Genomic DNA, 24,669 nt, shown 5'->3' with positions numbered 1-24,669 from the left:
AAGCATTCAATGACCATCAACATCAAAGAGATCACCGAAAAGGACCGCAACTCGGTCTTGCATCCTTTCACTCAGCTTAAAGATTTCGCCACTGGCAAGCTCGGCGACCCAACGATCGTGGTGACAGGGAAGGGGATCCGCATCCAGGACGCGCATGGCAACCAATTTATCGATGGCTTTGCCGGCCTATACTGCGTCAATGTCGGGTATGGCCGCACGGAAGTCGCCGATGCGATCTCGCGTCAGGCCTATCGCTTGGCGTATTACCACTCCTATGCGGCGCACACGACCGACGAGCTTGCGATCCTCTCCGATCGCCTTGTGAAGATGGCGCCGGGCAAGATGAGCAAGGTGTTCTATGGCATGTCCGGCTCGGATGCGAACGAGACCCAGGCCAAGCTTGTTTGGTACTACAACAACCTGCGTGGCAAGCCGACCAAAAAGAAGATCATCTCCCGTGAACGCGGCTATCACGGCTGCAGCGTCGTGTCGGGCTCGATGACGGGCATGAGCTTTTATCACGACCACATGGACCTGCCACTTCCGCAGATTGTTCACACGGGTGTTCCACATCATTACTGGGGCGCAACCCCGGGCGAAACCGAGCGCGAATTCTCCGCTCGCCGCGCCGCCGAGCTTGATCAGTTGATCGAGCGGCTCGGCCCGGACAACGTCGGCGCCTTCATTGGCGAGCCCGTCCTCGGCACAGGTGGTATCACGCCTCCGCCGGAAGGCTATTGGGAAGCGGTACAGACGGTCCTCAAAAAACATGATGTGCTGCTGATTGCCGATGAAGTGATCACAGGGTTCGGCCGCACCGGTTCCATGTTCGGCTCACAGCACTATGGCATCGAGCCAGACCTCATCACGATCGCTAAAGGTTTGACGTCGGCCTACTTCCCGCTTTCAGCGGCAATCGTCGGTGAGAAGGTGTATAAAGTCCTGGAGGATGGAGCCGACAAGGTCGGGGCATTCTCGCACGGCTACACCTACTCTGGTCATCCGATCGGCGCCGCCGCGGCCAACGCGGTCCTCGATATTGTCGAGAAAGAAGACCTCCCCGGCAATGCGCGTGACGTCGGCGCGTTTTTCCAGGCGCAGTTGCAGGAGAGGTTCGCGCAGTTGCCGATCGTCGGCGAAGTGCGGGGCGTCGGTCTTATGGGCGCAATCGAGTTCGTTGCCGATCGCGACAATCGGAAGCGTTTCGATCCGGCGCTCAAGGTAGGTGCGCGAATCTCGAAGGCCGCCCGTGACCGTGGTCTTATCGCTCGGGCCATGCCGCACGGGGACATTTTGGGCTTTGCTCCGCCGCTGGTTACAACCAAAGCTGAGGCGGAGGAGATTGTTGCAATCGCAGAAAGCGCCGTGCGCTCGGTTATGGATGAGCTTGTTCGCGAGAGTGAGAAAATCTGAATGAGTTGGGCCATCTTGTCGTAATCAAGGCGCAAACTCAAGCGACGGCCTGATCGGCTTGCGGGGCTGCCAGCTGAGCTGGTGCCGCGTTCCGCTCATTGAGTTTTCGGCGGAATTCAATGCAGACACTGCTCAGGAGGAACTGGTGGCCAATTCGACCGCACTCAATCCCTGGGAATGGCCTGAAAGCCATTGGCGGCGGCGCATCAACAAAGTCAGAGCGGGCAAGGCACTAAGACCAATGTGGCCCGGCGGTAAACGCTGTGCCTTCGCCATCTCGTTCGACGTCGATCATGAGTCGAACGAATTGCGCAGGGGAGGGCGATCGCTAAGCAGATTATCCTGGGGTCAGTACGGGAGCCGACGAGGGATGCCTCGGGCTTTGGAACTCTTGAGAAAGTACGACGTTCCGGCGAGTTTTTTCGTTCCCGCTGTGATCGCTCAGTTGTATCCAGACGAGCAACGCGCAGTTGTCGATGAAGGCCATGAAATTGGCATGCACGGCTGGATACACGAGCTAAACTCGGAACTGAGCGCAGAGAGCGAGCGCTCTTTAATGATGAGGAGTGCCGACACTCTTGAAAAAATCACTTCCAAACGCCCGACGGGAATTCGAACGCCTTCCTGGGATTTTTCCGACGCAACTCTACGGATCATACGTGAAACCGGATTGACATACGACTCATCCCTTATGGCCGATGATAGTTGCTATGAGCTGCTGGAAGACGAGGAACCCACGGGAGTGATTGAAATACCGGTCGAATGGATTCGAGACGATGCCACTTATCTTTGGATGAGTCCCGATGGGTCTTCACGGCCAGATTTATCAGTCGACGACGTGCTTTCTGTATTTATTCGGGAGTTCGAAGGGGCCTATCAAGATGCCGATTTATTTCAGCTGACTCTGCATCCACACGTCATTGGATATCGCTCACGGATCTGGATCGTAGAAGAATTAATTCGACGCGCCAAAGCAAAGGGTGACGTTTGGTTCGCCACACATCATCAGGTCGCCGAGCGTGCGTCCTCATGTCTCTGAAAACTCTCAGACAGGAACGCCGGTAGAGTGCGGTGTTCTTGGGGCGGCGCAAGCCGTCCTGCGCCTCGACCGTTGCGGCGGTCACCAATGGATTTGGAATGACGCGGATCATCCGCTGTCCGGTATTCGCTTTCAGAGCGGGTACAGTGGGAGTTCTTATCTTGGAGGAGGACTACAATCTTGATTGACACGACCTTTGCCGGAAAAACGGTGCTGATTACCGGCGGGTGGCGCGCTTGGCCCGGCCAGTGCCAAACTGCTGGCGGCGGGTGGAGCGGATTTGGTGTTGGCTGACCTGTCGCAAGAGGCTCTGGACCAAACTCTGGCCGCCTGTCCTGGTGCCCGTTGAGTTGTCTGCGACGTGACCGATCCGGCGATGCTGGAAGGGCTGGTCGACCTCGCCCGCGAGAGCTTTGGCCGGCCGGTTGAGGGCTTGGTCGCGGCCGCTGGCATTACGGTGCGATGAAGCGGCTGATAGACGTGAAGGGTACGAAGCCATGTTCAGCTTCAACGTCGGGGCCATTTGGCGAATCTGCAAGCTGCATCCCGCAGATGCGCGAGCTTGGCCGCGGATCGGTGGTGCTCTTCAGCTCGACTGCTGGTCTGCAGGCCTCGAAGGACGTGCCGATCTATTCGGTGACCAAGGCGGCGGTTGTGATGATGACTCGCACGCTGGCGCTGAACCACGCGGCAGAAATATCCGCGCAAACTGTGTCTGCCCCGGAACCATCGCCAGCCGTTGGCCGAGGCCGGCGTCGCCTTCGCCCGGGGAGAAGCGGCACAGGTCGAGCGCCGGACGAAGATCATCGCTGCGCATCCGATGGGCCGAATGGGGTTGCCGTCCGAGGTGGCGACAGCTGTCGGCTATCTGCTGGACGATGCGGCGGGCTTCACCATCGGCGCCGCGCTTACGGTCGACGGAGGCAGCCTTGCCTAAGCTCCGGTCAGAAACACTGTCGTCGTCACCGGCGCGGCGCGCGGGATCGGTGCCGCAACAGCGGCGTGGCTTGGCTCGGAAGAGGCGTGGGTGTTGCTAGTGGATGTTCTGGATAAAGTGCACGACACAGCTGCGGGCCTTGGCCAGACGGCGCTCGTCTGCGATCTGGCCATGCCCGACGCCGCAGGGCGGGTTCTGGCCGCCTTGGATGCCGCAAGGATCGAGACGCTCGACGTCCTCGTGAACAATGCCGGCATTGGCGGTTCGAAGTCGCTCGCCGATACTGACGATGCCTTTTGTTCCCGCTGATCGATATCAACTTGCGTGCAGTCATCAGCCTGACCCGCGAGTTGCGGCCGCGGATGCGCCAGCCGGGCGGGCGGATCATTAATGTCAGCTCGATCCTCGGGCTTACGGGCTATCCCGGAACGGTAGGCTATTCGGTGGCCAAGGCCGGGATCGCGTATCTCACGCTCCAGCAGGCCGGCGAGCAGGGCCTGTAGGGTATAACCGTGAATGCGGTGGCGCCCGGCGTGGTCCCCACCGACATGACTCGAGCGCTGCACGTACGCAGCTACCAACGCCTGATGGTCGCGCCAATCCGCTCGAGCGCGTCTCCTCGCCGGAGGAGCAGGCGGCGGTGATCGCCTTCCTGCTTCGGACGACGCGTTCTACGTCTCGGGCGCAGTGATCCCCGTCGACGGCGGCTCCCGCCTGTCACAGTAGAGAAGAATAGCGCAATTTAAGCCTATACACAGGATGGCCCTGCAATTCCCGGATGCAGACCGACTCTGCCGGTAACCGGTTCCGGTGGTCGATCCTGTTAGCGGCGCCATTACCCGGCGCACATTTGATCGCGGTGGTGGGCAAGTTGAATTTACCCTTCGCGCGCTTCCCAGCGATCAATATGGCAGTGTCGTACTGCTCGGTCATTGTCGCAACGGTCGCGTTCAGCGTCGGCGCGAACCACAGCGCCTTGGCCACACCAGGTTGTAGCAGACGGATCGCCTCAGTGACCCGCCGAAGAAGCTGAGGCCGTCAATCCAGTCGGGCAGCTTTTGAGTCAGAGTTGGCAAAGGCTGCTCGAACTGAACGACTGTTGAGGAAAGCCTTTGCAGGCGCGGCGGGCGCGAGCACCGCGGGGAGCCGCAAAAAGGCACGCGGAGAGCTCTGCTGAGGCTGCAGTCAACTCAGCGTCCTTGGGAGCATATTGAAGTAGTATTTGCCCATCTCTCCCTGTTATGGCGATTTGAGAAGCAAAAAGCCCGTTCAGCGTTTAGCTTGGAGAATGTGCCCACTGCACTGCTCGCCCGCGAATCACCGATATTATGCAGATTTAGGAGCTCGACGCCGATCTCCTGCATTTGTTGGCGAGGATTGCTGGAAGAGTACCCATTCAATGCACTAAAATCCTGGAGTGGTCTGATCCTCATATTGTAAGTGTAGGCTGGCCTGATGCGGCTGGTTCCAAGTCTTCACAAAGGTTCCAACTACGCCTCCTCCCAAGGCGCATCGGCCCGGCAGCGAGTTCAATCTCCTGCCGGGCGTTGTAACTATTTGCGCACATTGGCCGATTCGGACCTTCAACGGGTTGGGCGGCTGCTGGCTGTCGGAGCAATGTAAAACTGGCTCATAGGCAAGAGTTAGATTGATGAGCAGTCTTGCGGACCAAGTCGCCGATCCAAATTCGCCAGGAGCATTTGCGCCCCTCAGAAATCCGAGCTTTCGTTCAATCTGGTTCGCCACGCAGGTCAGCTCGCTCGGCTGGTTGATGCAGACTGTTGCCATCAGCTGGCTGATGGCTACGATTTCGACTTCCGATCTGATGGTCGCGCTGGTTCAGGCTTCTTCAAACCTGCCAGCGTTCATCTTATCCGTCTTCGCCGGGGCCTTGGCTGATAATTTCAGCCGGCGCCGGGTCATGTTCGCCGGCCGGTGCCTTATGGTATTGGCATCTGCGATGCTGACGGCTTTTGTGGTGCTGGGCTTTGTCGATCCGTGGATGATCCTCGGCTTCAGCTTCTTGATCGCATGCGGCGGCGCTCTCCACGATCCAGCCTGGCAGGCCTCGGTTGGCGATATGGTGAACCGACGCGACGTTCCCGCCGCCGTCACGCTCCTCTCCGTTGGCTTCAACACTGTTCGGACCGTAGGCCCGGCGCTCGGTGGCATAGTAGTTGCCTCTTTTGGGCTGATGACGGCTTTCGCCGTAACCAGTCTTACCTATCTGGTCCCTTTGGTAACCATATGGCGCTGCAAGTGGATGGTTCGCTCATCACCTCTCCCACGTGAGTCGATGAGGACGGCGATCTATGACGGGCTACGCTTCACGGCGATGTCGTCGGAGATTAAGACGGCGATCACTCGCGGAACCCTCTTTGGTCTGGCGAGCATCGCCATTCTCGCGCTGCTGCCGCTGGTTGTCCGCGACCAGCTGGGAGGCGGACCGCTCGCCTATGGCACGCTCATGGCCGGATTCGGGACAGGCGCCGTCTTCGCCGGCATCTCGAACAGCGTGTTCAGACGGAGCTTGTCACAAGAGCGGCTGATGACGCTCGCATGCGTCGCCTGCGCGGCATGCTCCCTTTCGCTTGCGCTGACTTCTTCGATTGCAGTGGCGGCAATTGCACTCGCCATGGGTGGCGCGGGCTGGGTCACCGCCTGGTCCGGGGTCGGCGTGACCGTGCAACTGGCAAGCCCGCGCTGGGTCGTGGGGCGCACCATCTCGATTTACTATGCATTGATCGATGGCGGCATCGCAGCGGGCAGTTGGGTGTGGGGCACGGTGGCCCAGAACCATTCACTGACCTTGGCACTGGAGGGCTCCGCTGGAGCCCTTCTGCTGGTCGCCGCCACGGGCCTCCTGTTTCCCCTTCGCGAGCGCCGCGAATCCGATCCAGATGCTTTGGAGGACTTCGACGCACCGGCAGTCGCCCTCAATCTCAAGCCAAGAAGCGGTCCCATCGTGGTCAAAGTCGAGTACCTAGTGCCCGAGGAAAATCGCGAAGCATTCCTGGAACTCATGCGGGCGCGCCGGCATGTGCACAGTCGCGTCGGCGCTCGTCATTGGACTCTCCAGCGCAACCTTCAGGAGCCTATGCAATGGATAGAGACATTCCGCACGCCGACCTGGACCGACTACCTTCGCCTGAACCATCGTCTCACGGAAGCAGACAAGGAATTGGGTAAACAAGTGCTGAAATTGCATGCAGGACAGCTTCCGCCTAAAATCATGCTTTTTATCGAGCGACCAACAAGCTCGGCCCTAAAGTCCGATGAATCAGCACGTTATTTTCTCCGACACTGACTCTTCGAGGTTAACCCCTTGTATCTGCACGCAGAGGACTTTGTGCGATGGAAGCGACTGAGCCTCGAACCGGATGGCCATCCGGTTCGAAGCAAGGCGAAGTCGCCCGACACCCCTCCGGCCACAACCGTGGGTGAGCCTGGGATCTTCGCCTTCGTCACGTACGACCGAATAGTCGCTTGGCTCCAATCGCACGCACAAGGCAGGTTACCGTGAACAAGACTATCTGTGGAGTGGATGTTTCGAAAGACTGGCTCGATACCCATGTCGTGCCGAGCGGAGCGGCGGGCCGCTTTCGCAACGATGCGGCAGGCATAGCCGAGCTTGCTGCCTGGTGTTAGGTCAATGGTGTCGAGCTCGTCGTCATGGAGGCCAGTGGCGGCTACGAACGGCTTCCCTTCCTGCTGTCGTGGGAGTTGGGAGTAGCCTGCGGCATGGCCAATGCGAGGAGCGTACGCTGATTCGCCGAGGCGATGGGCTTCCTGGAGAAGACCGACAGGATCGACGCCGCCGTCATCGCCCGCTATAGCGAGGTCAAACGGCTGCAGCCGACGCTGCCGCCGAGCGCGGCCCAGCAGCGGCTCAAGGCGCTGGTCGCCCGGCTTTCCCAGGTAACCGCCGATCTCACCGTCCAGAAGCAGCGCAAGAGCGCTGCCACTGATGCCGATACCATTGCCTGCGTATTCCGATGAAGCCGGCCACCGATTCCGATTTGAAGCCGGCCAGTCATTCCGATTTCATTCCGGCCAGCATTCCGATTTGAAGGCGGCCATTTTTCGGTCTGATCCTGGGTCTCGTTGATGTTTGGGTTGGGTTTTGTTTCAGGTCAAGCTGACGGATAAGCCCGAAAGCGGCACCATGCAAGAATACAATAGGTCCACCGGTTCCATTCTCGCAATACAAAGTCGCGACGGCCCCAATCAATATGCAATGTTCGGTGATCATTGTTTCCTCAGCAAAAGCGAGCCAGATCGGTCTGCATTATGCATATGGGAAGCGAGGCTTCTGGTATTTACTTCATAAGCGTAGCAGCGTCTACAGGCCTTTTGCGCCAATTGCCCCCTAGCCGAACGCAGGAATTCGGCGTAGGCGCCCCAGTTCTTCAACCGCGAATTTGCAGGAAATTCCTAAACAAGCGCGGTGACCGTCTAGTGCATCAAGTTACGCGCGGAGCATCCTCCCCAATGCCTGCATCTGCGGCCTTCTAATCCGATCAATGTGGTCGCAAGCGGGGTGCGACCCGAAGCGCGCAATCACCATCTCCGCCTTTGGCGCTATGTACAGGTTCTGGCCGTAAAGGCCCCGACCTTCAATAGCATCAAGCTCGTCGTGTGATACCCACCATTGGCTTCGGTATGTATAGCCGAATGGGAGGTCCGGCTTGGCGGGGTGGTCGAGATCTTGAAGGTCGTAGACAACACTCGCGGGAACCAGTTGCTTGCCATTACACGAGCCTTCACATCGCATCAGCTCGCCGAAACGCGCCAAGTCGCGCAACGTCACATTGAGTCCGCTATGCGCCCTCGGCATACCGTTTGTCGGGTCGATCTCGACATAGGCGTCTTCTTCGCAGCCCAGTGGCAACCATAAGCGCTCCTCCAACAGTTGTGCGAACGACCGGCCCGTTGCGCGCGACATAACCCAAGCCATAACATTGGTATCGACGCCTTTGTAGACAAATTTGCCGTGCGCCCCTTCCTTTCGTATGGTACGCAGGTATTCGCATCTATATGACTTGTCTACACTTGTGTAATCTTCAGTAAAAGCAACGTTAGTTTGCATGTCCATGACTTGGCGGAGCGTTGCATCTTCCCACCCTGTACCTCGTAATTCCGGCACAAACTGCGATATTGTCTTCCTGTCGTCGAGAATGCCCTCATGCACCAACGCCGCGGCTAGGGTGCCCGCATACGATTTGGTGATTGACTGACACGAATGTTGTACGTGCGGCGCGAGTGCGCCGAAGTATCGTTCGTATATGATCCGCCCCCGATGCAGGACCAAAATGCCGTCGGTGTAGGTGTCGAATAGCGCCTCCTCGAACCGGTTGGTGCGGTCGTCCATGTCGACGAACGTGAGCCCATCGATTTCGGTAGACCTGTTGCTGCACTCAAGCTGCGACGGTCCGCCCCGCCCTCGCCACACTTGGACTGTGGGCCGCAGCTCACGCATATGCGATAGCGACCAGCGAAGCTGAGGAAAGGTCCAAACAGTTTCATTCTCGAATGTTACACGCTTGTCTGGCGGCGGCGGCGCACCGCGCATCCAGCCAAATTCGCGAGGATCCGATGCACGGCCGTCCAGGTATTGCTGTCCGTCGAATTCGAGTACGCTCTCCGACGCGTTACCGACGGTTTGCCGTTGTTTGAATTCTGTCATACATGGGATCCAATTTCATGCCTAGGCGCCCCCGGCGCCAGCTGGCTATCGAGAGTTGCGACCCAACCTCGGGAGTTCGGACTGGACTAAATCACAACATGTTATGATCATAGCAGCGGCAGGCGCGCATTCTATGCGAAATGTCCTCGACAACGCAGCAAATCAGCGTTGTATTGCGGCCGGCGCATACTTGCGGCCCCGCTCTCGCGTGGCAAGTAGGACCTAACTTGCCGAACGCTTCCAGCTACAAGAGGCATGAGCCATCATGCGCAGTATGCCGAGTACATCTCGATTAAACCGGGTCCGAACGGGTTGACAATTGTAACGCGTCTCCGCTGTCCGAGCTACGATGAGTCAAAAATTCTCTGGTCTATCAACGATGTTGACCCAGAGGGATACGTGCGAACTCGCAAGGCAAGAAATCGCGAAATGGCATGGGCGACTCTGCATGTTGGCGACGCGATAGTGGATAACGCCGTCGCCTTCGTAGGTGGGCTCGGCTTGAGTCGTCGCATGCGACGTCTCGAAGCAACCGCCCTGGTCAATAGCGACGTCGACCAGCTCCGAGCCCTTCTTCATGCCGGACATCATTTCGCGGGTGACGAGCTTTGGCGCGGCAGCACCGGCGATCAGCACGGCCCCGACCACGATGTCGGCAGAGAAGCATTCTTCCTCGAGCGCCCCGACGGTTGAGTAGCGGGTGCGCACACGGCCGGCGAAGAGGTCGTCGAGATTAGGGAGGTCGAGATTAGGGAGGTCGAGATTAGGGAGAGAGAGGGGCTTGGACCGCAGTTCCCACGTGACCAGAGTCAGCCCTGCAAGGTGTAATTCAACGCGCCAGTCCAGTTTAGATCCTTCCAAACAAGACGTCTTGTGGCGATGCAATCTGCAGCCTTCGGAGTCCAGCGAGTTGGCGAGTTCGCCGACCTCTCTGAGGCCAGGGTATCCGTGCTTTGTGAAATCGCCAGAGCGATCCGGCGAAAGCCAAGGGTAGTTCGCAGGAAACCTGCATCATCGAACTCGATTTCGCTGAATGCCAACAATGCAGAGCGATAAGGTGTCGTTCGTTAAATGACGGACCGGGATGGGTCCAATCAGCAGGGAGCAATGGCGCACCGCTAAGACACTCCTCTCGGTGGCGACGAAGGTAGCTTTCAAGAAAATAAGAACGAGAAAAAAGGGAACTATAGATGAACAATCATGTAACGACGGTCGTAGTTGCAGTCTCCATGGCGGTTGCGTCGATGTCTTTGTCAGCCAAGGCTTGCGCCGGCGAAGTCCTTGATCGTGTGCTCGCGGCACAGACATTGACGGTAGCGGTCGGGTCCGACTGGGGAGCCTTGTCTCACTTGAACGACCAACATGAACTCGACGGTGATGATGTAGAGGTCGCGAAGGGCATTGCGGACTACTTGGGCGTGAAGATCAAATTCGTGACCCCGGGCTGGGATATCATTCAGGCAGGCCAGTGGGGGGGGCGTTGGGACATGGCCATGGGTCAAATGACGCCGACCAACGATCGCGCCAAAAAATTCGCCTTCCCGGCCATGTACTTCTACGAAGGCGAAGTCGCTGTCGTTCACAAGGATAGCAAAGCGACGAAGCCTTCCGACCTGGAGGGCAAGATCGTCGGCGTCCGAGCGGGAACTCTTGGCGATTTGTATGCCAATCACAAGCTCACACCGGCATGGATCGGCGCTAAGCCAATACAATATCAATTTACAGCGGGCCAAGTGAAGGCTTATCCAAGTGCTAACTCTCTTACGCTTGACGACCTGCGCCTCGGCGATGGTGTTCGTCTCGATGGCGTCATTACTGAAGGAACGACGGCGGCTGCGGCAATCAAATCTGGCTATCCATTGAAGGTTATTGGCGATCCCTTATTCTACGCCCCGGGCGCTGTCACAATCGAGCGTGGCGATAAGGAGTTTATCGACAAGGTCGCTGCCGCGGTCAAGAAGATGAAGGATGACGGCACTCTTGCTAAACTCTCGGTCAAGTGGTTCGGGGGGGATTTCAGCGTCGATAAATAACATGACACAATCGTGGGCGTCCCCTTCCCGGGGGCGCCTCTTCTTAGGAAGAAAATGCTTATGCTTTACCACGATACAGTTGAATCTGAGGTGCTCGTCCACAAGCCATGGTTTATCGGCTGCATATTTGCAATTGTGCTCGCGGTTTTTCTTATCTTCAACGTAGCGGGCACCACGATGGGCGAACTCCTACGGCCCGTGATTGGCGATCACGCACAAGTGAAGTTTTACAGTCGCATTGCGATCGCTTTTGTAATTGCCGCAATGTTCTGCCTCAACCTCGTGCTGATTGGTTTTGTCCCGCTCAAAATCCAAATCGGGATCGTATGGTTTGAGTTGGTGCTACTGTTCCTTTCGCTCTTCGCGGCATTTGACTTAAGCATGCCATTTATTTGGGCAAACCTGCCATTTCTAATTACGCAGGGGGTAGTTACTACAGTTTACGTATCAGCGATGTCACTGCTATTTGCGTCGGCTATCGCAATAATCGGCGCGATTGCGAAACTGTCAAGCAACGGCATGGCTTACGCGATAGTCAGCTTCTACACTTCATGCTTCCGGGGTCTGCCGCTTCTCATGCAGGTTTATCTGATCTACATGGGCTTGCCCCAGGTAGGTTACGTTATTAATGCCGTGCCTGCAGGCGTGTTGGCGCTTTCGCTATGCAGTGGTGCCTACATGACGGAGATCTTCCGTTCGGGCATAGCCAGCATCGATCGCGGCCAGTGGGAGGCATCCCGGTCATTAGGTTTCGGCTTTGCGCTCACAATGCGCAGAATCATTCTGCCGCAAGCGCTTCCGGTTATCATTCCCCCGATGGGAAACACGTTCATCTCAATGCTCAAAGACAGCTCTCTCGTTTCGGTTCTTGGCGTTTGGGAGCTGACGTATCTAGCTCACTCACTCGGCCAGCCAACCTTCCATACTATGGAGATGCTAGTAACAGCGGCAATGATTTATTGGATTTTATCCGCCTGCCTGGAACTGGTCCAATCCCGGATCGAGGACCATTTTGCCAGAAGTAAGAAGCGATGATCGTGAATTCATTGGTCAAGCTAAAAAAGACGTCTAAGTTGGTTCGGCCATTTTCAAGGCACTTACAGATGCGCCAATGAACAAGAGAGATGCAATATTGAGCGACGAAGTCATCGAAGCTAAGAATGTATCCAAATGGTATGGTGCCTTCAGAGCACTAACTGACATCAACCTAACCGTCCGCAAGGGCGAACGTATCGTCATCTGTGGGCCCTCAGGCTCGGGAAAGTCGACGCTGATCCGTTGCGTCAATCGGCTCGAAGCGCACCAGGATGGCGAGATTACCGTCACTGGGATTAGGTTACATAACAAAATGCGCAACGTAGCTGAAGTTCGCAAAAGCGTCGGCATGGTTTTTCAGCACTTTAATCTTTTCCCGCACATGACCGTGCTGATGAACTGTATGGCGGCGCCGATGTGGATAAAGGGCGTTCCAGAGGGTGAGGCTAGAAAGATCGCGCTTAAATTCCTAGAGCGCGTGCGCATTCCCGAACAGGCGAACAAATATCCGGCTCAGCTCTCCGGGGGACAGCAGCAGCGCGTCGCAATTGCCCGGTCCCTCTGTATGGAGCCTGCAGTCATGCTCTTCGATGAGCCGACCTCCTCGCTCGATCCAGAGATGGTCGCTGAAGTGCTCGAGACTGTGACCGGACTCGCACGCGACGGCATGACCATGGTATGCGTCACCCACGAGATGGGCTTTGCGCGCGCCGTGGCCGATCGAGTAATCTTCATGGATCGAGGTGAGATCGTCGAAGAGGGTACACCGCACGACTTCTTCAGAAACCCGCAGCACGAAAGAACGAAATTGTTTCTCAGCCAGATCTTGTCGCATTGAGGGAGCCATCCTTCAACGAGGCCGTTCGACCGAGTTACTGTGTATCGAATGCGTTGCCTCAGGCCAGCGAGACAACATGTGCGGATATTGTATTCGTACGTATTGGCTGACATACATCAGAGCGTTCTCGGCAAGCGCCTCGTTCCCGGAAGCGCGAGAGTAGGATCCCGCTGAGCTTGTGCGCAGCCCACCGTGCCAGTTCGCGTCCAGGCGCGCTGAGGATTGGCTCGCCACACATGATCAGGTTGCAAGAGTGCGGCCTCAACCCTCTGCCCGCAACCGACCACAATCTGCAGACGTCGTCCTCTGGCAGATTCCCGACCATCTTTGGGTGAACCAAACGGATCAACACATGTTAAAGAACATAACCTTCGACCGCCACAGCTCCGACAAGCTTAAGAGTGAGGTCACGATCGACATTGATAAATGGGGGGTTCCTCATATCAAGGCTCAGAACTTGCACGACCTATTTTTCGCGCAGGGTTGGAATGCAGCTCGAGACCGCCTCTGGCAAATTGATATTGCGCGCAAACGAGGTCTCGGTCTCCTGTCACGAGACTTTGGCCCCGGATATTTGGAGCAGGATCGGGCGGCGCGTCTCTTTTTATTTCGCGGAGCCATGAGTGCAGAATGGCAGGCGTACGGCCCGGATTCCGAAGAGATATGCTCAGCGTTTGCCGAGGGGATCAATTCCTACGTAGACAGTTGCCATGACGGTTTGATTGCCTTGCCACCCGAGTTTGGCCTCCTCGGTCACACTCCCGACTATTGGAAACCCGAAGACGTCGTTCGCGTGCGAACGCACTCACTAACCCGAAATGCGATTTCGGAGCTTCTGCGCTGCAGGGTGATGGCATTGGCAGGTGTGGAACGAGGTACCCGCCTCGACAGGTTGAGACAAGAATTGTCACCTCCGATAGCGCCACGACCAGCGGAGGGCCTTGACCTCGCCTTTATGACAGATCGAGTACTGCAGGATTTTCGCTTGGCAATCTGTCCCGTCTCATTCTCGAGGGAAAGACTTGCAGCAAGTCTTCAGGAAGCTGACCGTTGGACCCGCGTAACACCGAGTGATGAGATCATGCAGACGGTGTTCCAAGAGGGCTCAAACAACTGGGCCATATCCGCAACAAAAACCACAACGGAGCGACCAATCCTTGCTCTAGACCCGCATCGCAAGCACGTCCTTCCGTCCATCAGGTATCTTGTACACCTGAGTATGCCCGGGCTCGATGTAATTGGCGCTGGAGAGCCTATGATCCCAGGAATCTCCATGGGTCACAACGGGACAGCCGCCTTTGGTCTGACTATTTTCGGCGCTGACCAAGAAGATATTTATGTTTACGAAACCAAGAGTGAGGGAAATAAATACTTATATAAAGGGGCCTGGGAGCAGGTGAAGACTATACACGAGAAAATTCCAGTTCGCGCCCACACCGACCAGGAGGTAAAGCTTCAGTTCACACGCCATGGACCCATTTTAAACCAAAATGCTGAAAAAGACCGCGCCTTCGCACTGAGAACCGTATGGATGGATCCCGGCATGGCACCTTACATGGCCAGCTTGGCCGTAATGCGCTCTAAGACATTTTCAGAATACACCTCCAGTCTAGCAAACTGGGGTTGTCCTTCAGTTAATCACATCTATGCGGACACGTCGAATGTAATTGCGTGGAAACCGTCAGGTGCGGCTCCGGTCCGAAGAAATTGGGACGGCCTGCTTCCGGTTCCAGGAGACGGTCGGTTCGAATGGGAAGGGTATTTGTCACCGGACGATGGGCCGTTCGAGATGAACCCCGCCAAAGGTTTTGTCGCCACTGCCAACGCAATGAATGTTCCGGAGGAATGGAGTAGATCGCATCCTGCTTTTGGCTACGAGTGGTCTGACAGCAGCAGACATGATACCCTTCATACAACTCTCTCACGATCAGAGAAGATCTCGTTGCGGGACTGCATGTCGCTGCAATGTTCGGTGTATTCGCCGATAGCAGTTCGTATTCTTGCGAAACTAGACACTCTTCTCGGTTCGGTTGCAAACATGCCTGCGTTGCACTTATTTTCTAACTGGGACCGGCATTTGGATGCGAGTTCGCCAGCCGCCGCGTTCTTTGAGATTTGGCTTAGCAAACACCTTGGCCCGACAGTAGCTCGCTTAGAAAGCGCTGACGATGAAGTGTTGGCACTGCTCGTGCCTTTACAGCCTTCGGCCATAGCCTCTTGGCTCGAACAGGCAGAGCCTAGTGAAAAGTTGAAGCATTCCATAATGGAATCCCTAACTTCTGCCTGGAGTGAATGCATATGTCGATTTGGCGACGATTCTGCCTCATGGGCATGGGGCAGTATACATAAGCTTGATTTGCGCCACCCTCTGCAGGCACTGACGTCTGAACAATGGTCGTTGGGCGCCATAGCCCTCGGCGGAAGTAGCTCAACGCTCAATTTTTCGAGTTACCGAAGCGGCCAATTCTCTGTTTCAGAAGGACCGTCAGTGCGGATAATCATGGACGTTGGGTCATGGGATGACAGTCTCTTTATTAACAATCCAGGTCAGTCGGGTGTTCCGATCTCAAGTCATTATCGTGACCTCAATCACGATTGGCAACGGGGCGAATACAAGCCCTTGTTATATTCAGAGGAGTCCATACGGAGGGAGCTCGAACATAGGGTCGTCCTGTCTCCCGCTGACTGTTGAGGATGCGACAGTATAGGCCGCTTACCATTGTAGCAGGAACATATCGGTCGAACTCACCTGGCGGCAAGGTGAGGATCGACACTTTAGCGCCCGCCGGCCGACTTTGATATTGACAGCGGAACGCCCGGCCGGAATCTGGATGCGCTTGTGGGGCAATGATCCCGCTGGTGTGCGGCGACCACCCCTGATCGTCACGAGCAGGGCCGTCGCGGCCTCCAATAATGTTGCAGGAGACTTAGAAGCGGGATGTCCCGCATTGGCAATTGCTCTGCCTTGGGGCCATAGGGAAGAGGGGTAAGGTGCTGGCCCGACCACCGGAGAGCGCGTCTGTTACTACAAGGCTCGATCGCGGCCGCATCACGGCCCTCGGCGGCTGCCGATAACGCGCGCTTCGGGCGCTACCAGTACGCATTGGCGATAATCGCATCTGCTGTAGGAGAGCACTTGATTCGAGACTGACAGTGCGACGGTCAACAGGGTTCGCTATCATTGTCGAGCCGAGTTCAAGAATGGACACATACCTCAGGGAGGACCTTTCAGGGGGCAGACCATTGTCTGTCTCCTCATCCGAGAAACAAGCTAACCTCGCAGAGAGTGGCATCAGGGCAACACGTCATTGTCCTTCGATGCGACTGAATATCGACGACTTCAACGCGGCTTGCCGCCTTCGCGTATAGCCGCAGGACCTTGAATGCCGGGAACCAGCCGAGAAATGTTGGCGGTGGGTGAGCGCCTTTCATTTTTCAAGTCCGCTACATTCTGTCTGTCATATACCCGAAGGCGGCGATGCTTGTTGCCCGCCCGATGTGGTTAGCAGTTGACGTGCCTTCTTATGTATCTTCATTCAGCCTGCGGTGGCACGCTGGCCGTTTCGTTGAATGGCGGGGGAAAAAAGGCGTTGATGACTCAGGCTTGCGTGGAGCACTCGTGGGGCGCTCGATTGACAATGTTATTCGTGGAGAATGCTTTCCTTTGTGGAGGAGGATGATTCTCTCGTCCAGTTCCTTGTCGGCCTCGGTAAGGCGATGATTCAGGCGAAGGTAGTCGGTCCAGGTCGGCGTACGGAATGTCTCCGTCCATAGCACAGGCTCCTGAAGGTTGCGCTGGAGAGTCCAGTGCCGAGCACCAACGCGACTCTGTACATGCCGGCACCCGCGCATGGCGAGGAATTCTTCTAGATTTTCCACGAGTATGAGGTACTCGACTTTGACCACGATGGGGCCGCTTCTCGGCTTGAGACTGAGGGCGACTGCCGGCGCGTCGAATTCCTCCAAAGGGTCGGGCTCGGCCTCGCGACCCTCGCGAAGGGGAAACAGGACGCCGCTCGCAATGGAAGAGGCAGTGCCAGAAAAAGGGAGCACGCCGCACAGGCGACGCATGCCAGCGTCATTAGTTGCTCTTCTGACAAGCTCCGTCTTAATAGGCTGTTGGCGACGCCAGCCATGACGGCGCCTGTGCCGAAGCCGGCGATGATGGTGCCATAGGCGAGCGGTCCTTCGCCCAGCTGATCGCGGACAACCAATGGCAGCAGTGCGAGTATGGCGATGCCCGACAGGCCAAAGAAGGTTCCGCGGGCGATCGCCGTCTTGATTTCCGATGACATCGCTGTGAAGCGCAGCCTGTCATAGATGGCCGTCCTCATTGACTCACGTGGGAGAAGTGAGGAGCGAACCTTCCATTTGCATCGCCATATGGTGACCAAAGGGATCATATAGGTGAGTGTAAACATAGCGAAAGCCGTCATAAGTCCGAACGACGCAATCATGATGCCGCGAGCGCCGGTCCCACGGTCCGTGCAGTGTTGAAGCCAATGGAGAGGAGGGTGACGGCAGCGGGAACTTCGCGTCGGTCCACAATATCGCCAACAGAAGCCTGCCAGGCGGTATCGTTGAGCGCGGCACCACTTGCGATCAAGAAGCTGAAGCCGAAGATCATCCACGGGGCGATAAAGCCCAGCACCACTGAAGCCGTAGCATCGCGGATGCTATTACCATTAGGCATCGGCCGGCGAACATGACTCTTCGACGGCTGAAGTTGTCGGCGAGAACCCCTAGCGAAAATGGACAAAATGAAAGCGGGCAGGTTAGACGAAGCCTGCTCGAGCGCAACCATCAGATCGGAGGTCGGAACCGTTGCCATTAGCCAGCTGATAGCAACGGTCTGCATCAGCCAGCCAAGGGAAGAGACTTGAGAGGCTAAACCAGATTGAGCGAAATGTCGTATTCCTGAGCGGCGCAAACGTCTTCGGCGAAACTACATCCGCATCTGCGCCCGCCGCTTTGCTCATTGCTCCGACCGATTCGGTTCCGCCAAGCTTAACCACTTCGCGCGACACGATCCTCTTACACGTCGGATGCGCCAAATGCAGTCTTTGTATTAGTGTCATCTGGTAGCGAGATGCGGAGGTGGCGGCGGAGAGCCGTCGCTGGTGTCGCAGCGGCCTTACATCAGTGCAAACATGCTGTTGCGTGGCGCCGGCACAGTTCCCCCGGCGTCGGCGGCTTCGCCGGCAAGAATGCGAAGGCGCGCCGACTCGCTGCCAAGCTCAAGGTCGTCAGCATGGTTCTTCTGGCCGAGGCTGACGAGCTTGCCGAGCAACTCGGCGCCTTTGTCGGCGATCCTCTGGCGAGAACAAAGCTGTCGGAGACCAGCGTTGCCTGCATTGAGCGGCCGATGAAGGCACTATGCGCATCTCGCTGCGAGATGCAGCCGATATAAAAACAGCATTTGACGCTAGCCGCCAGGAAAGGGGATTGTCACCCCGCATGAGCCGGCGAAGCTTTTGTTCAATTTCGAACATGGACGCGATCGCGCGTTTTGCGCAACCAAACCACGACACACTGATTGAGGTGAGATATGGCGACGACACGCTCCGCAATTCCTCTGACTGGTGTACCGTTTCCGATATCAGAGTATGAGCGCCGGCAAAACAATGTGCTGGATGCGGTTGCTACGGCAGGCTTGGACGCAATCGTAGTAACGGCGCACGGCCACTTGAAGTATCTCAGCGGCTACGATGGGAGCGGTGGATATTTCGCGCCTTTCCCTCTTATTCTGATGCCGGGTCGGGTCCCGATATTTGTTGTCCGAGAATATGACGAGCAGGCAGTACGTTCATATAGCTGCATCGAGGAAATTGAAACCTATACACATCAGCCTGATTTTGGCAGGGTCTGCGCCGATGTATTGCGTCGACTCGGACTGGACAATAAGCGAGTCGGTTTCGAGCTTGGCTGCTGGAATCTCGCGCCCGCCGACGTGCGCGCAGTCCAAGACCAGCTCCCGGATCTGAAGATTACTGACGTCACCCGACTGGTCTCGTCAGTGTCAGCAGTGAAAGGAGAACTTGAGTTGGCGTGTATGCGCGATGCTGTTCGACTCACTGACGTGGCAATTCGAACCTTTCAGCAATCGCTTCGTCCCGGCATTACGGAGATCGAAATGGCAGCGGCCCTAGCTGCGGCGGTAACAAACGACCCCAGCAACGCCGCTGGGGATATCGGGCTTGCGCCGGGTACCATTTTGTTTGGAGAGCGAGTGAAGTTGCCCCATGCGCCAGCGACCCATCATCCTCTCAGCAACAACGAACCTGCCTTTCTGGAGATAGGGGCTTCGAAACACGGGTATACAGTGGGAATGGTTCGATGCGCAGTCCTTGGCAAACATCCCGAAACCGAATCTTTGCACGGCTTGGCTGAAGAGGTCATTGCGGCCCTTGTCTCCTCGATTCGACCAGGTGCTACGCCGGCGGACGTTCACGCTGCTGGGGGCGAGGTGTTGAAGCGATCTGGACGCAAGGGCGTCTTCCGCCAACGAACAGGATACCAAACTGGCATCAATTGGACTGAGCGCGGCGACCTAAGCCTGGAGCCCGATGTAAATGAACCACTCCGAGCTGGCATGACCCTGCACATGCCAAACATTTTGTGCAGCGAAAGTGGCTACCTATTTGGTGCCGGCGCACACGTGCTCGTGACAGAGCGCGGCGCGGAACTCCTGAGCGAAATCCCGCCAACACTTTATCGGGCGTGATGCTAGGCGGCGTGGACAAATTTGAGCCAGTATCTGGCGGTGGCTAGGTAGACCATTCCGAGGAAGCTATTGGCCAATTGATCGTAGCGGGTGGCAATGGCCCGGTTGATTTTGAGGTGGCCGAACATGCGCTCGATTCGGTTCCGCTGCTTGTAGAGCGCCCGGTCATACTCGATCTTCACGCGGCGGTTTGATCGGCCGGGTATGACGGGTTTAATCTTCCGCTCGGCGAGATCGGCGCGAATGGTATCGGCATCGTAGCCCTTGTCCGCAAGGAAGGCGTCCGGTGCACGAGTCCCCCTTTTCCGCCCGCTGCCGAGACATGGGCGCGAACTGTGGTGCTGTCGATGCTGTAGTGGCCGCTGTCCGCCATGACCTCGGCGAGCATTACCGCCACGGTCTCCCAGACCCCGGCCTCGCTCCAGCGTCGGAACCGACGATAGATGGTGTTCCAACTGCCGTATTTGGGCGGGACATCCCGCCATGGAGCGCCGCAGCGGAGCCGCCAGAGAATGCCGTTGATGATCGAACGATTCTGCTTGGGAGGTCTACCTCGGCCGCGTTTGTCAGGGTCGATGGGCAGCAAGCCCTTGAGAACACGCCATTCTGCTTCGGTGAGATCGCCCCTGCTCAAACCTGCCTCCAAAAAGCAGCCTTGAATCAATCCTCTTGGGCTACGTCAATCGCATCGACGTCCGAAATTCCGTAAGGCGGATATACTATTCCGCCAAGGTGATGGACAGTTCGAGAGGGCTGTCGCTATCCGCGAAAAATCGGCTGCCATCCTCAAACTCGATCACCACCTCTCCATCGCGGTGGCGCATGACACGGCGAACAACCTTGCCAATCAGCATCGACGTAGCTCGTTCGCTCTCTTCTTCCAGTGTCATTCCCAATGCTAACAACCCGATCGCAGGAAAGCGACCCTGCTAACATCGAATTTGTCCACGCCGCCTAGGGTCTGCGGTTTGCGGATTGAGTGGCAAAGCGCATGCAGTCCTGGAAAGTAGGTCGTGGGAGGGGGAGGAGTGTCGCGATGGTGACAGCTCTTCCTACTCAGACCTTTGCCATTGGCCGTTGCCAGCAGAGCCAGAGTTTATGATTGCCAGCACTTCGCAGCTGGTCCTCTAAGGCCGAAGCTTATCCATTTGAGGGCAAACGGCTTGTTATCGGGTCGCAGTCGCCGGCGCCAACACCGAGGCCTGAACGCGGGGCTATCTCGGTTCTAGATGGTTACGATATCCAAACTGCATTTGACGAAAACACCGGTGGCATCGATCATTAATTACGCACCGGCGCCTGATCCAAATTACTCAAATGCGGGAACGTGCCTATGGTTGGCGTTGACAGGTTCAAGGAGATCGAGATCGAAGCGATGACTTGGCGCCGGTACCTGCACGAGAATCCGGAGCTTGACTATCGGGTGAATGACACAGCGGCATTTGTGGCGGAAAAGCTGGCTTCCTTCGGGATTAACCACATCGAGTGCAGGATAGCTGAAACCGGCGTGGTTGCGTTGATCCAAGGTCAACTCGGAGATGGGCCCACTATCGGGTTGCGGGCCGACATGGACGCTCTGCCTATACTCGAAGCTTCAGGCAAACCTTGGACGTCGAAAAGGTCCGGACAGATGCACGCGTGTGGTCACGACGGGCATACTGCAATGCTCCTTGGCGCCGCGAAATACCTCGCCGCGACCCGGAACTTCAAAGGGTCCGTTGCCCTGATCTTCCAACCTGCCGAGGAAGATGGCCGCGGCGGCCAAAGAATGGTCCAGGAGGGGATCATGGACCGTTTCGGGATATCTCAGGTCTTTGGCATGCACAATTGGCCAGGCATGGAGGTTGGTGCGTTCGGCATTTGCGAAGGTTCGATTTTTGCCGCGCTCGACGAGTTCGATATTGTGGTCAAAGGCAGAGGGGGTCACGCGGCCGCTCCCCATCTGACAATTGACCCCGTCGTTGTTGCAGCTCAGATCATTTTAGGCTTGCAGACACTAGTCTCACGCAACACGGACCCCACCGAGTCCCTGGTGATCTCCGTCACAAAGCTGAACGCCGGACAAGCTTACAACATCATTCCCGAACGCGCGGAGATTGCCGGAACAGTCAGGACACTGTCACCGATTTTGCGCGACTTCGCTGAAAAACAGATTGAGGCGTGCGCGGAAAATATTGCACGCGCTTCCGGGGCGAAGGTCGAGTTTCAGCATCGCCGCCTGGAGCCCCTCACTGTCAATCATCCCGATCAAACGCGTCGGGCAACAGAGGTGGCGCGTGCTCTGGTCGGCCATTCATCGGTGAACCCCAAAGTCAAACCTAGTTTGGGGTCAGAGGACTTCGCGTACATGCTAGAGGCGCGGCCGGGGGCATGTATACTGCTTGGAAATGGATCGACTGCTGCTCTCCATAATCCAACCTACGACTTTAACGATGAAGCACTGCCATACGGCATTGGATACTGGGTCAACTTGGCCGAGGCTGCTCTAGCACCATGACATTGTCCAAGCAAAACAACCTTGGCTAATCAAGGCTGAGATCACAAGAAGAGGGTAACGACATGAAATACGAAATAAATCGCCGACGATTGCTGCAGGCGACATCGACCGCCATGGCGGCTGGCGCTCTGTCTTCAATTGCGGGCCGCGTTGCGGCCCAAACACCCAACCAGATCAACGTAGTGCTAGGCGGCGGCGATTGGGGAAAGGCTAACATTGAGGCTTACGCTAAGCCATTTGAAGCTGAGACCGGTATCAAGGTCAACCCAATCACCGACGACATGGGTATGGGACAGGTCGAGTTGATGGTAAAATCGGGCAATGTCACGGTAGATGTCGGGGCGCTTACGCAAGGGTCCGGCTTGGTCGCAGCTAAGAAAGGAATTCTTGAAGAAATTGATTACTCCTTGTTCAGGAAAGAAGAGCTAGACGGAATTTATGAATTTGCCAAGCAACCGTTTGGCGTGGCAAATTTGATTTACTCATATAATATGGTATATAGCACAGACGTATTCCCAGCTGATAAACCCCGGCCGACAAACTGGGCTGAATTCTGGGATGCTGATAAGTTTCCCGGCGTTCGCACCTTGGTGTCCGGCCAGTTTGGTTCAGAAGGACCCTGGGAAGAGGCCCTGTTAGCGGACGGTGTATCTCCCGATAAGCTCTACCCGATGGATATCGACCGGGTGTTTGCCAGTTTGGACAAAATAAAGCCGCACATCCGTAAGTGGTGGAGCAGCGGATCAGAGATTCAACAGATGTTGCATGATAAGGTCGTTGACATCGCTCAATCGTATGACGGAAGAGCTCTACTGTTGATCGATCAGGGCGCCGCGACGGAGATCAATCGAAACCAGGCGAAGCTGCAGTGGGATTATTGGGTCATTCCAAAGGGTTCACCCAACGCGAAGGCTGCGCAGAAGTTTATCGAATTCGCCACTCGCGCGGAACGTCAGGCAGCATTTTGCCAATTGTTTCCTGAGGGACCAAGCAACGGCAATGCGTTCAAACTTCTTCCCGAGAAAGTTGCGCGCAAGCTCCCTACCCACCCAGATTACATCAAGAGCAGCGTTTCCATCAACGGCAAATGGTACAATGAGGTAGGCCCCAGCGGTGTTTCCAACACTGAGATGCTTATCCAGCGGTGGAATGAGTGGATCCTGCAGTAGGGTTGGTTGAAGTGCGAAAGTCCGGTCGGGGTAACTCCATACCGGGCTAAAGTCGAAACTGATGCTGAAAATGTGACGGGGAGCGGGGTAGCCCACTAGCCTCTCCGCTCACGGCATCGGGTACGACGGCAGAAGGTACGGCAAATGCCTGCTAATGCACGCCAGCGATGGTGGAGGAGCCACAGTGAACATGCACGCAATGAATACCGCCCCCCGTTCGGAAGTTGACGCTGCAGATGTGAACCAATCGGTGCCACAAATTCAGTTCAGCAGTGTTACCAAGATGTACGGGAGTGTTCCGGCGGTCAGGGATCTGTCGCTGACCGTGCGTCGCGGCGAGTTCTTGACGATTCTCGGCCCGAGCGGCTCGGGTAAGACCACTACCCTGATGCTCTTGGCCGGCTTTGAGGCCCCGAGTTCGGGTGATATTATGATCGCCGGCCATTCAGTGGCTTCGGTCCCGTCCTACCGGCGCGATCAAGGAATTGTGTTCCAGAGCTATGCGCTGTTCCCGCATCTCACAGTGGCTCGAAACCTGGAATTCCCTCTCGAAATGCGGGGCATGGCTCCCGATCAGAGGAAGGTTCGGGTAGCCCGTATGCTTGAGCGCGTGCATCTAGGGGAATTCGGCGGTCGCATGCCATCCCAATTGAGTGGCGGTCAGCAGCAGCGCGTGGCGCTAGCCCGCGCGCTGATTGCCGATCCACCCTTCCTATTACTTGATGAACCGCTTGGCGCACTCGACCGTAACCTGCGTGAGCAGATGCAGATCGAGATGAAGAGCTTGCACAAGGAGTTCGGTATCACGACGGTGTGCGTTACGCATGACCAGGAGGAGGCGCTTACTCTGTCAGACCGGATTGTTGTAATGCGCGCAGGACGTGTCGAGCAAATCGATACACCAGAGGCCCTCTATGATCGGCCATCATCGTGCTTTGTCGCTAAATTTCTGGGTGAGGCGAACATTCTCGAGGATGCCTTGTTGCTGGCCAGAGGGGGCAACGCGCCGCAAATCGGCACCGTTGCGATGATAAGGCCAGAGCGCATCAGTGTACTTCCGAAGACTGCGGAGTGGGCTCAAACGGACCAGCGGCAATATGTTGCCGGTGCGGTCGACGATATGATTTTTGCCGGCCCTCTGCGAAAATACCATGTTCGCGTTGGCAACAATGTTCTCATCGTCCGGGAACATGTCGCGGCAGACCAACCTGTTTTCCAGCCAGGCGAGGAGGTTTGCCTCACGTGGCTGCGGTCAGACATTCGCTTCGTTTCGCCATAAGCGATTGATAAGGGATATC

The 24,669-nt window shown here is 56.6% G+C and carries 16 protein-coding genes and 6 pseudogenes; 15 read left to right on the top strand and 7 right to left on the bottom strand.

The features are described 5' to 3' along the window. Positions 1-9 precede the first annotated feature (9 nt). The 5 genes and pseudogenes from EN990_RS03815 to EN990_RS36575 all read left to right on the top strand — a co-directional run bounded on the left by EN990_RS03815 (position 10) and on the right by EN990_RS36575 (position 3,892). Positions 10-1,413, top strand: a complete 1,404-nt coding sequence (locus EN990_RS03815; protein WP_063169325.1) for an aspartate aminotransferase family protein — start codon at positions 10-12, stop codon at positions 1,411-1,413. Between the two features lie 145 nt (positions 1,414-1,558). After that, a complete protein-coding gene (locus tag EN990_RS03810) occupies positions 1,559-2,452 on the top strand; it encodes a polysaccharide deacetylase (protein WP_224570030.1) in 894 nt (297 codons plus the stop codon). A 739-nt stretch (positions 2,453-3,191) separates the two neighbouring features. Continuing rightward, positions 3,192-3,389, top strand: a complete 198-nt coding sequence (locus tag EN990_RS36585; protein ID WP_063169323.1) for an SDR family oxidoreductase — start codon at positions 3,192-3,194, stop codon at positions 3,387-3,389. 27 nt (positions 3,390-3,416) lie between these two features. Continuing rightward, positions 3,417-3,698: pseudogene (locus EN990_RS36580) on the top strand (SDR family NAD(P)-dependent oxidoreductase); the annotation flags it as partial. After that, positions 3,686-3,892 carry an SDR family oxidoreductase gene (locus EN990_RS36575; RefSeq protein WP_199489648.1) on the top strand — a complete coding sequence of 69 codons (207 nt, stop codon included), beginning with the start codon at positions 3,686-3,688 and terminating at the stop codon, positions 3,890-3,892. The pseudogene EN990_RS36580 and the gene EN990_RS36575, both read left to right, overlap by 13 nt. A 400-nt stretch (positions 3,893-4,292) precedes the next feature. Here the strand turns inward: EN990_RS36575 and EN990_RS35960 are convergent. After that, positions 4,293-4,459, bottom strand: a pseudogene (locus tag EN990_RS35960) (IS21 family transposase); the annotation flags it as partial. 581 nt (positions 4,460-5,040) lie between these two features. Here EN990_RS35960 and EN990_RS03795 point away from each other — a divergent pair. Further along, positions 5,041-6,696, top strand: coding sequence for an MFS transporter (locus EN990_RS03795; protein ID WP_063169321.1), 1,656 nt, complete (start codon positions 5,041-5,043; stop codon positions 6,694-6,696). A gap of 269 nt (positions 6,697-6,965) precedes the next feature. After that, positions 6,966-7,352 (top strand): annotated as a pseudogene (locus EN990_RS03790) (transposase); the annotation flags it as partial. Between the two features lie 505 nt (positions 7,353-7,857). Here the strand turns inward: EN990_RS03790 and EN990_RS03785 are convergent. Next, positions 7,858-9,075, bottom strand: a complete 1,218-nt coding sequence (locus tag EN990_RS03785) for a serine hydrolase (protein WP_063169320.1) — start codon at positions 9,073-9,075, stop codon at positions 7,858-7,860. A gap of 354 nt (positions 9,076-9,429) precedes the next feature. Then, positions 9,430-9,807: pseudogene (locus tag EN990_RS03780) on the bottom strand (alanine dehydrogenase); the annotation flags it as partial. Positions 9,808-10,265: 458 nt separating this feature from the next. On the opposite strand from EN990_RS03780, the gene EN990_RS03775 reads away from it, so the two are divergent. The 4 genes from EN990_RS03775 to EN990_RS03760 all read left to right on the top strand — a co-directional run bounded on the left by EN990_RS03775 (position 10,266) and on the right by EN990_RS03760 (position 15,673). Further along, positions 10,266-11,108, top strand: coding sequence for a transporter substrate-binding domain-containing protein (locus tag EN990_RS03775; RefSeq protein WP_063169318.1), 843 nt, complete (start codon positions 10,266-10,268; stop codon positions 11,106-11,108). A gap of 60 nt (positions 11,109-11,168) precedes the next feature. Beyond that, positions 11,169-12,143 carry an amino acid ABC transporter permease gene (locus EN990_RS03770; protein WP_063170377.1) on the top strand — a complete coding sequence of 325 codons (975 nt, stop codon included), beginning with the start codon at positions 11,169-11,171 and terminating at the stop codon, positions 12,141-12,143. A 94-nt stretch (positions 12,144-12,237) separates the two neighbouring features. Continuing rightward, on the top strand, positions 12,238-12,981 hold the full coding sequence (locus tag EN990_RS03765; protein ID WP_135921822.1) for an amino acid ABC transporter ATP-binding protein: 744 nt from the start codon (positions 12,238-12,240) through the stop codon (positions 12,979-12,981). Between the two features lie 352 nt (positions 12,982-13,333). Then, entirely contained in the window at positions 13,334-15,673 is a 2,340-nt protein-coding gene (locus tag EN990_RS03760; RefSeq protein WP_063170375.1) for a penicillin acylase family protein, read from the top strand. Between the two features lie 830 nt (positions 15,674-16,503). On the opposite strand, the pseudogene EN990_RS03755 reads toward EN990_RS03760, so the two are convergent. Together EN990_RS03755 and EN990_RS35380 are read right to left on the bottom strand one after the other, a co-directional pair. Continuing rightward, positions 16,504-17,960 (bottom strand): annotated as a pseudogene (locus EN990_RS03755) (MFS transporter). 155 nt (positions 17,961-18,115) lie between these two features. Next, entirely contained in the window at positions 18,116-18,271 is a 156-nt protein-coding gene (locus EN990_RS35380; RefSeq protein ID WP_164548527.1) for a hypothetical protein, read from the bottom strand. Between the two features lie 258 nt (positions 18,272-18,529). On the opposite strand from EN990_RS35380, the gene EN990_RS03745 reads away from it, so the two are divergent. Further along, entirely contained in the window at positions 18,530-19,705 is a 1,176-nt protein-coding gene (locus EN990_RS03745; RefSeq protein WP_063169317.1) for a Xaa-Pro peptidase family protein, read from the top strand. 2 nt (positions 19,706-19,707) lie between these two features. Here EN990_RS03745 and EN990_RS03740 read toward each other — a convergent pair. After that, positions 19,708-20,339, bottom strand: a pseudogene (locus EN990_RS03740) (IS5 family transposase). Positions 20,340-20,424: 85 nt separating this feature from the next. Further along, complete coding sequence (locus EN990_RS35375; protein ID WP_164548526.1) at positions 20,425-20,595, bottom strand: hypothetical protein; 171 nt, start codon at positions 20,593-20,595, stop codon at positions 20,425-20,427. Positions 20,596-21,038: 443 nt separating this feature from the next. Between EN990_RS35375 and EN990_RS03735 the strand changes: the two genes are divergently transcribed. From EN990_RS03735 to EN990_RS03725, 3 genes are all read left to right on the top strand, one after another. Then, a complete protein-coding gene (locus EN990_RS03735) occupies positions 21,039-22,202 on the top strand; it encodes a M20 aminoacylase family protein (RefSeq protein ID WP_063169316.1) in 1,164 nt (387 codons plus the stop codon). A gap of 62 nt (positions 22,203-22,264) precedes the next feature. After that, complete coding sequence (locus tag EN990_RS03730) at positions 22,265-23,371, top strand: ABC transporter substrate-binding protein (protein WP_063169315.1); 1,107 nt, start codon at positions 22,265-22,267, stop codon at positions 23,369-23,371. Positions 23,372-23,561: 190 nt separating this feature from the next. Beyond that, positions 23,562-24,650 carry an ABC transporter ATP-binding protein gene (locus EN990_RS03725; RefSeq protein ID WP_224570037.1) on the top strand — a complete coding sequence of 363 codons (1,089 nt, stop codon included), beginning with the start codon at positions 23,562-23,564 and terminating at the stop codon, positions 24,648-24,650. The last annotated feature ends 19 nt before the right edge of the window (positions 24,651-24,669 follow it).

The sequence above is a fragment of the Mesorhizobium sp. M7A.F.Ca.US.005.03.1.1 genome, assembly GCF_003997975.1.
Classification (GTDB): domain Bacteria; phylum Pseudomonadota; class Alphaproteobacteria; order Rhizobiales; family Rhizobiaceae; genus Mesorhizobium; species Mesorhizobium ciceri.
The sequence above is the reverse complement of the archived record's forward strand: the minus strand, read 5'-3'. Positions and strand labels throughout refer to the sequence as shown.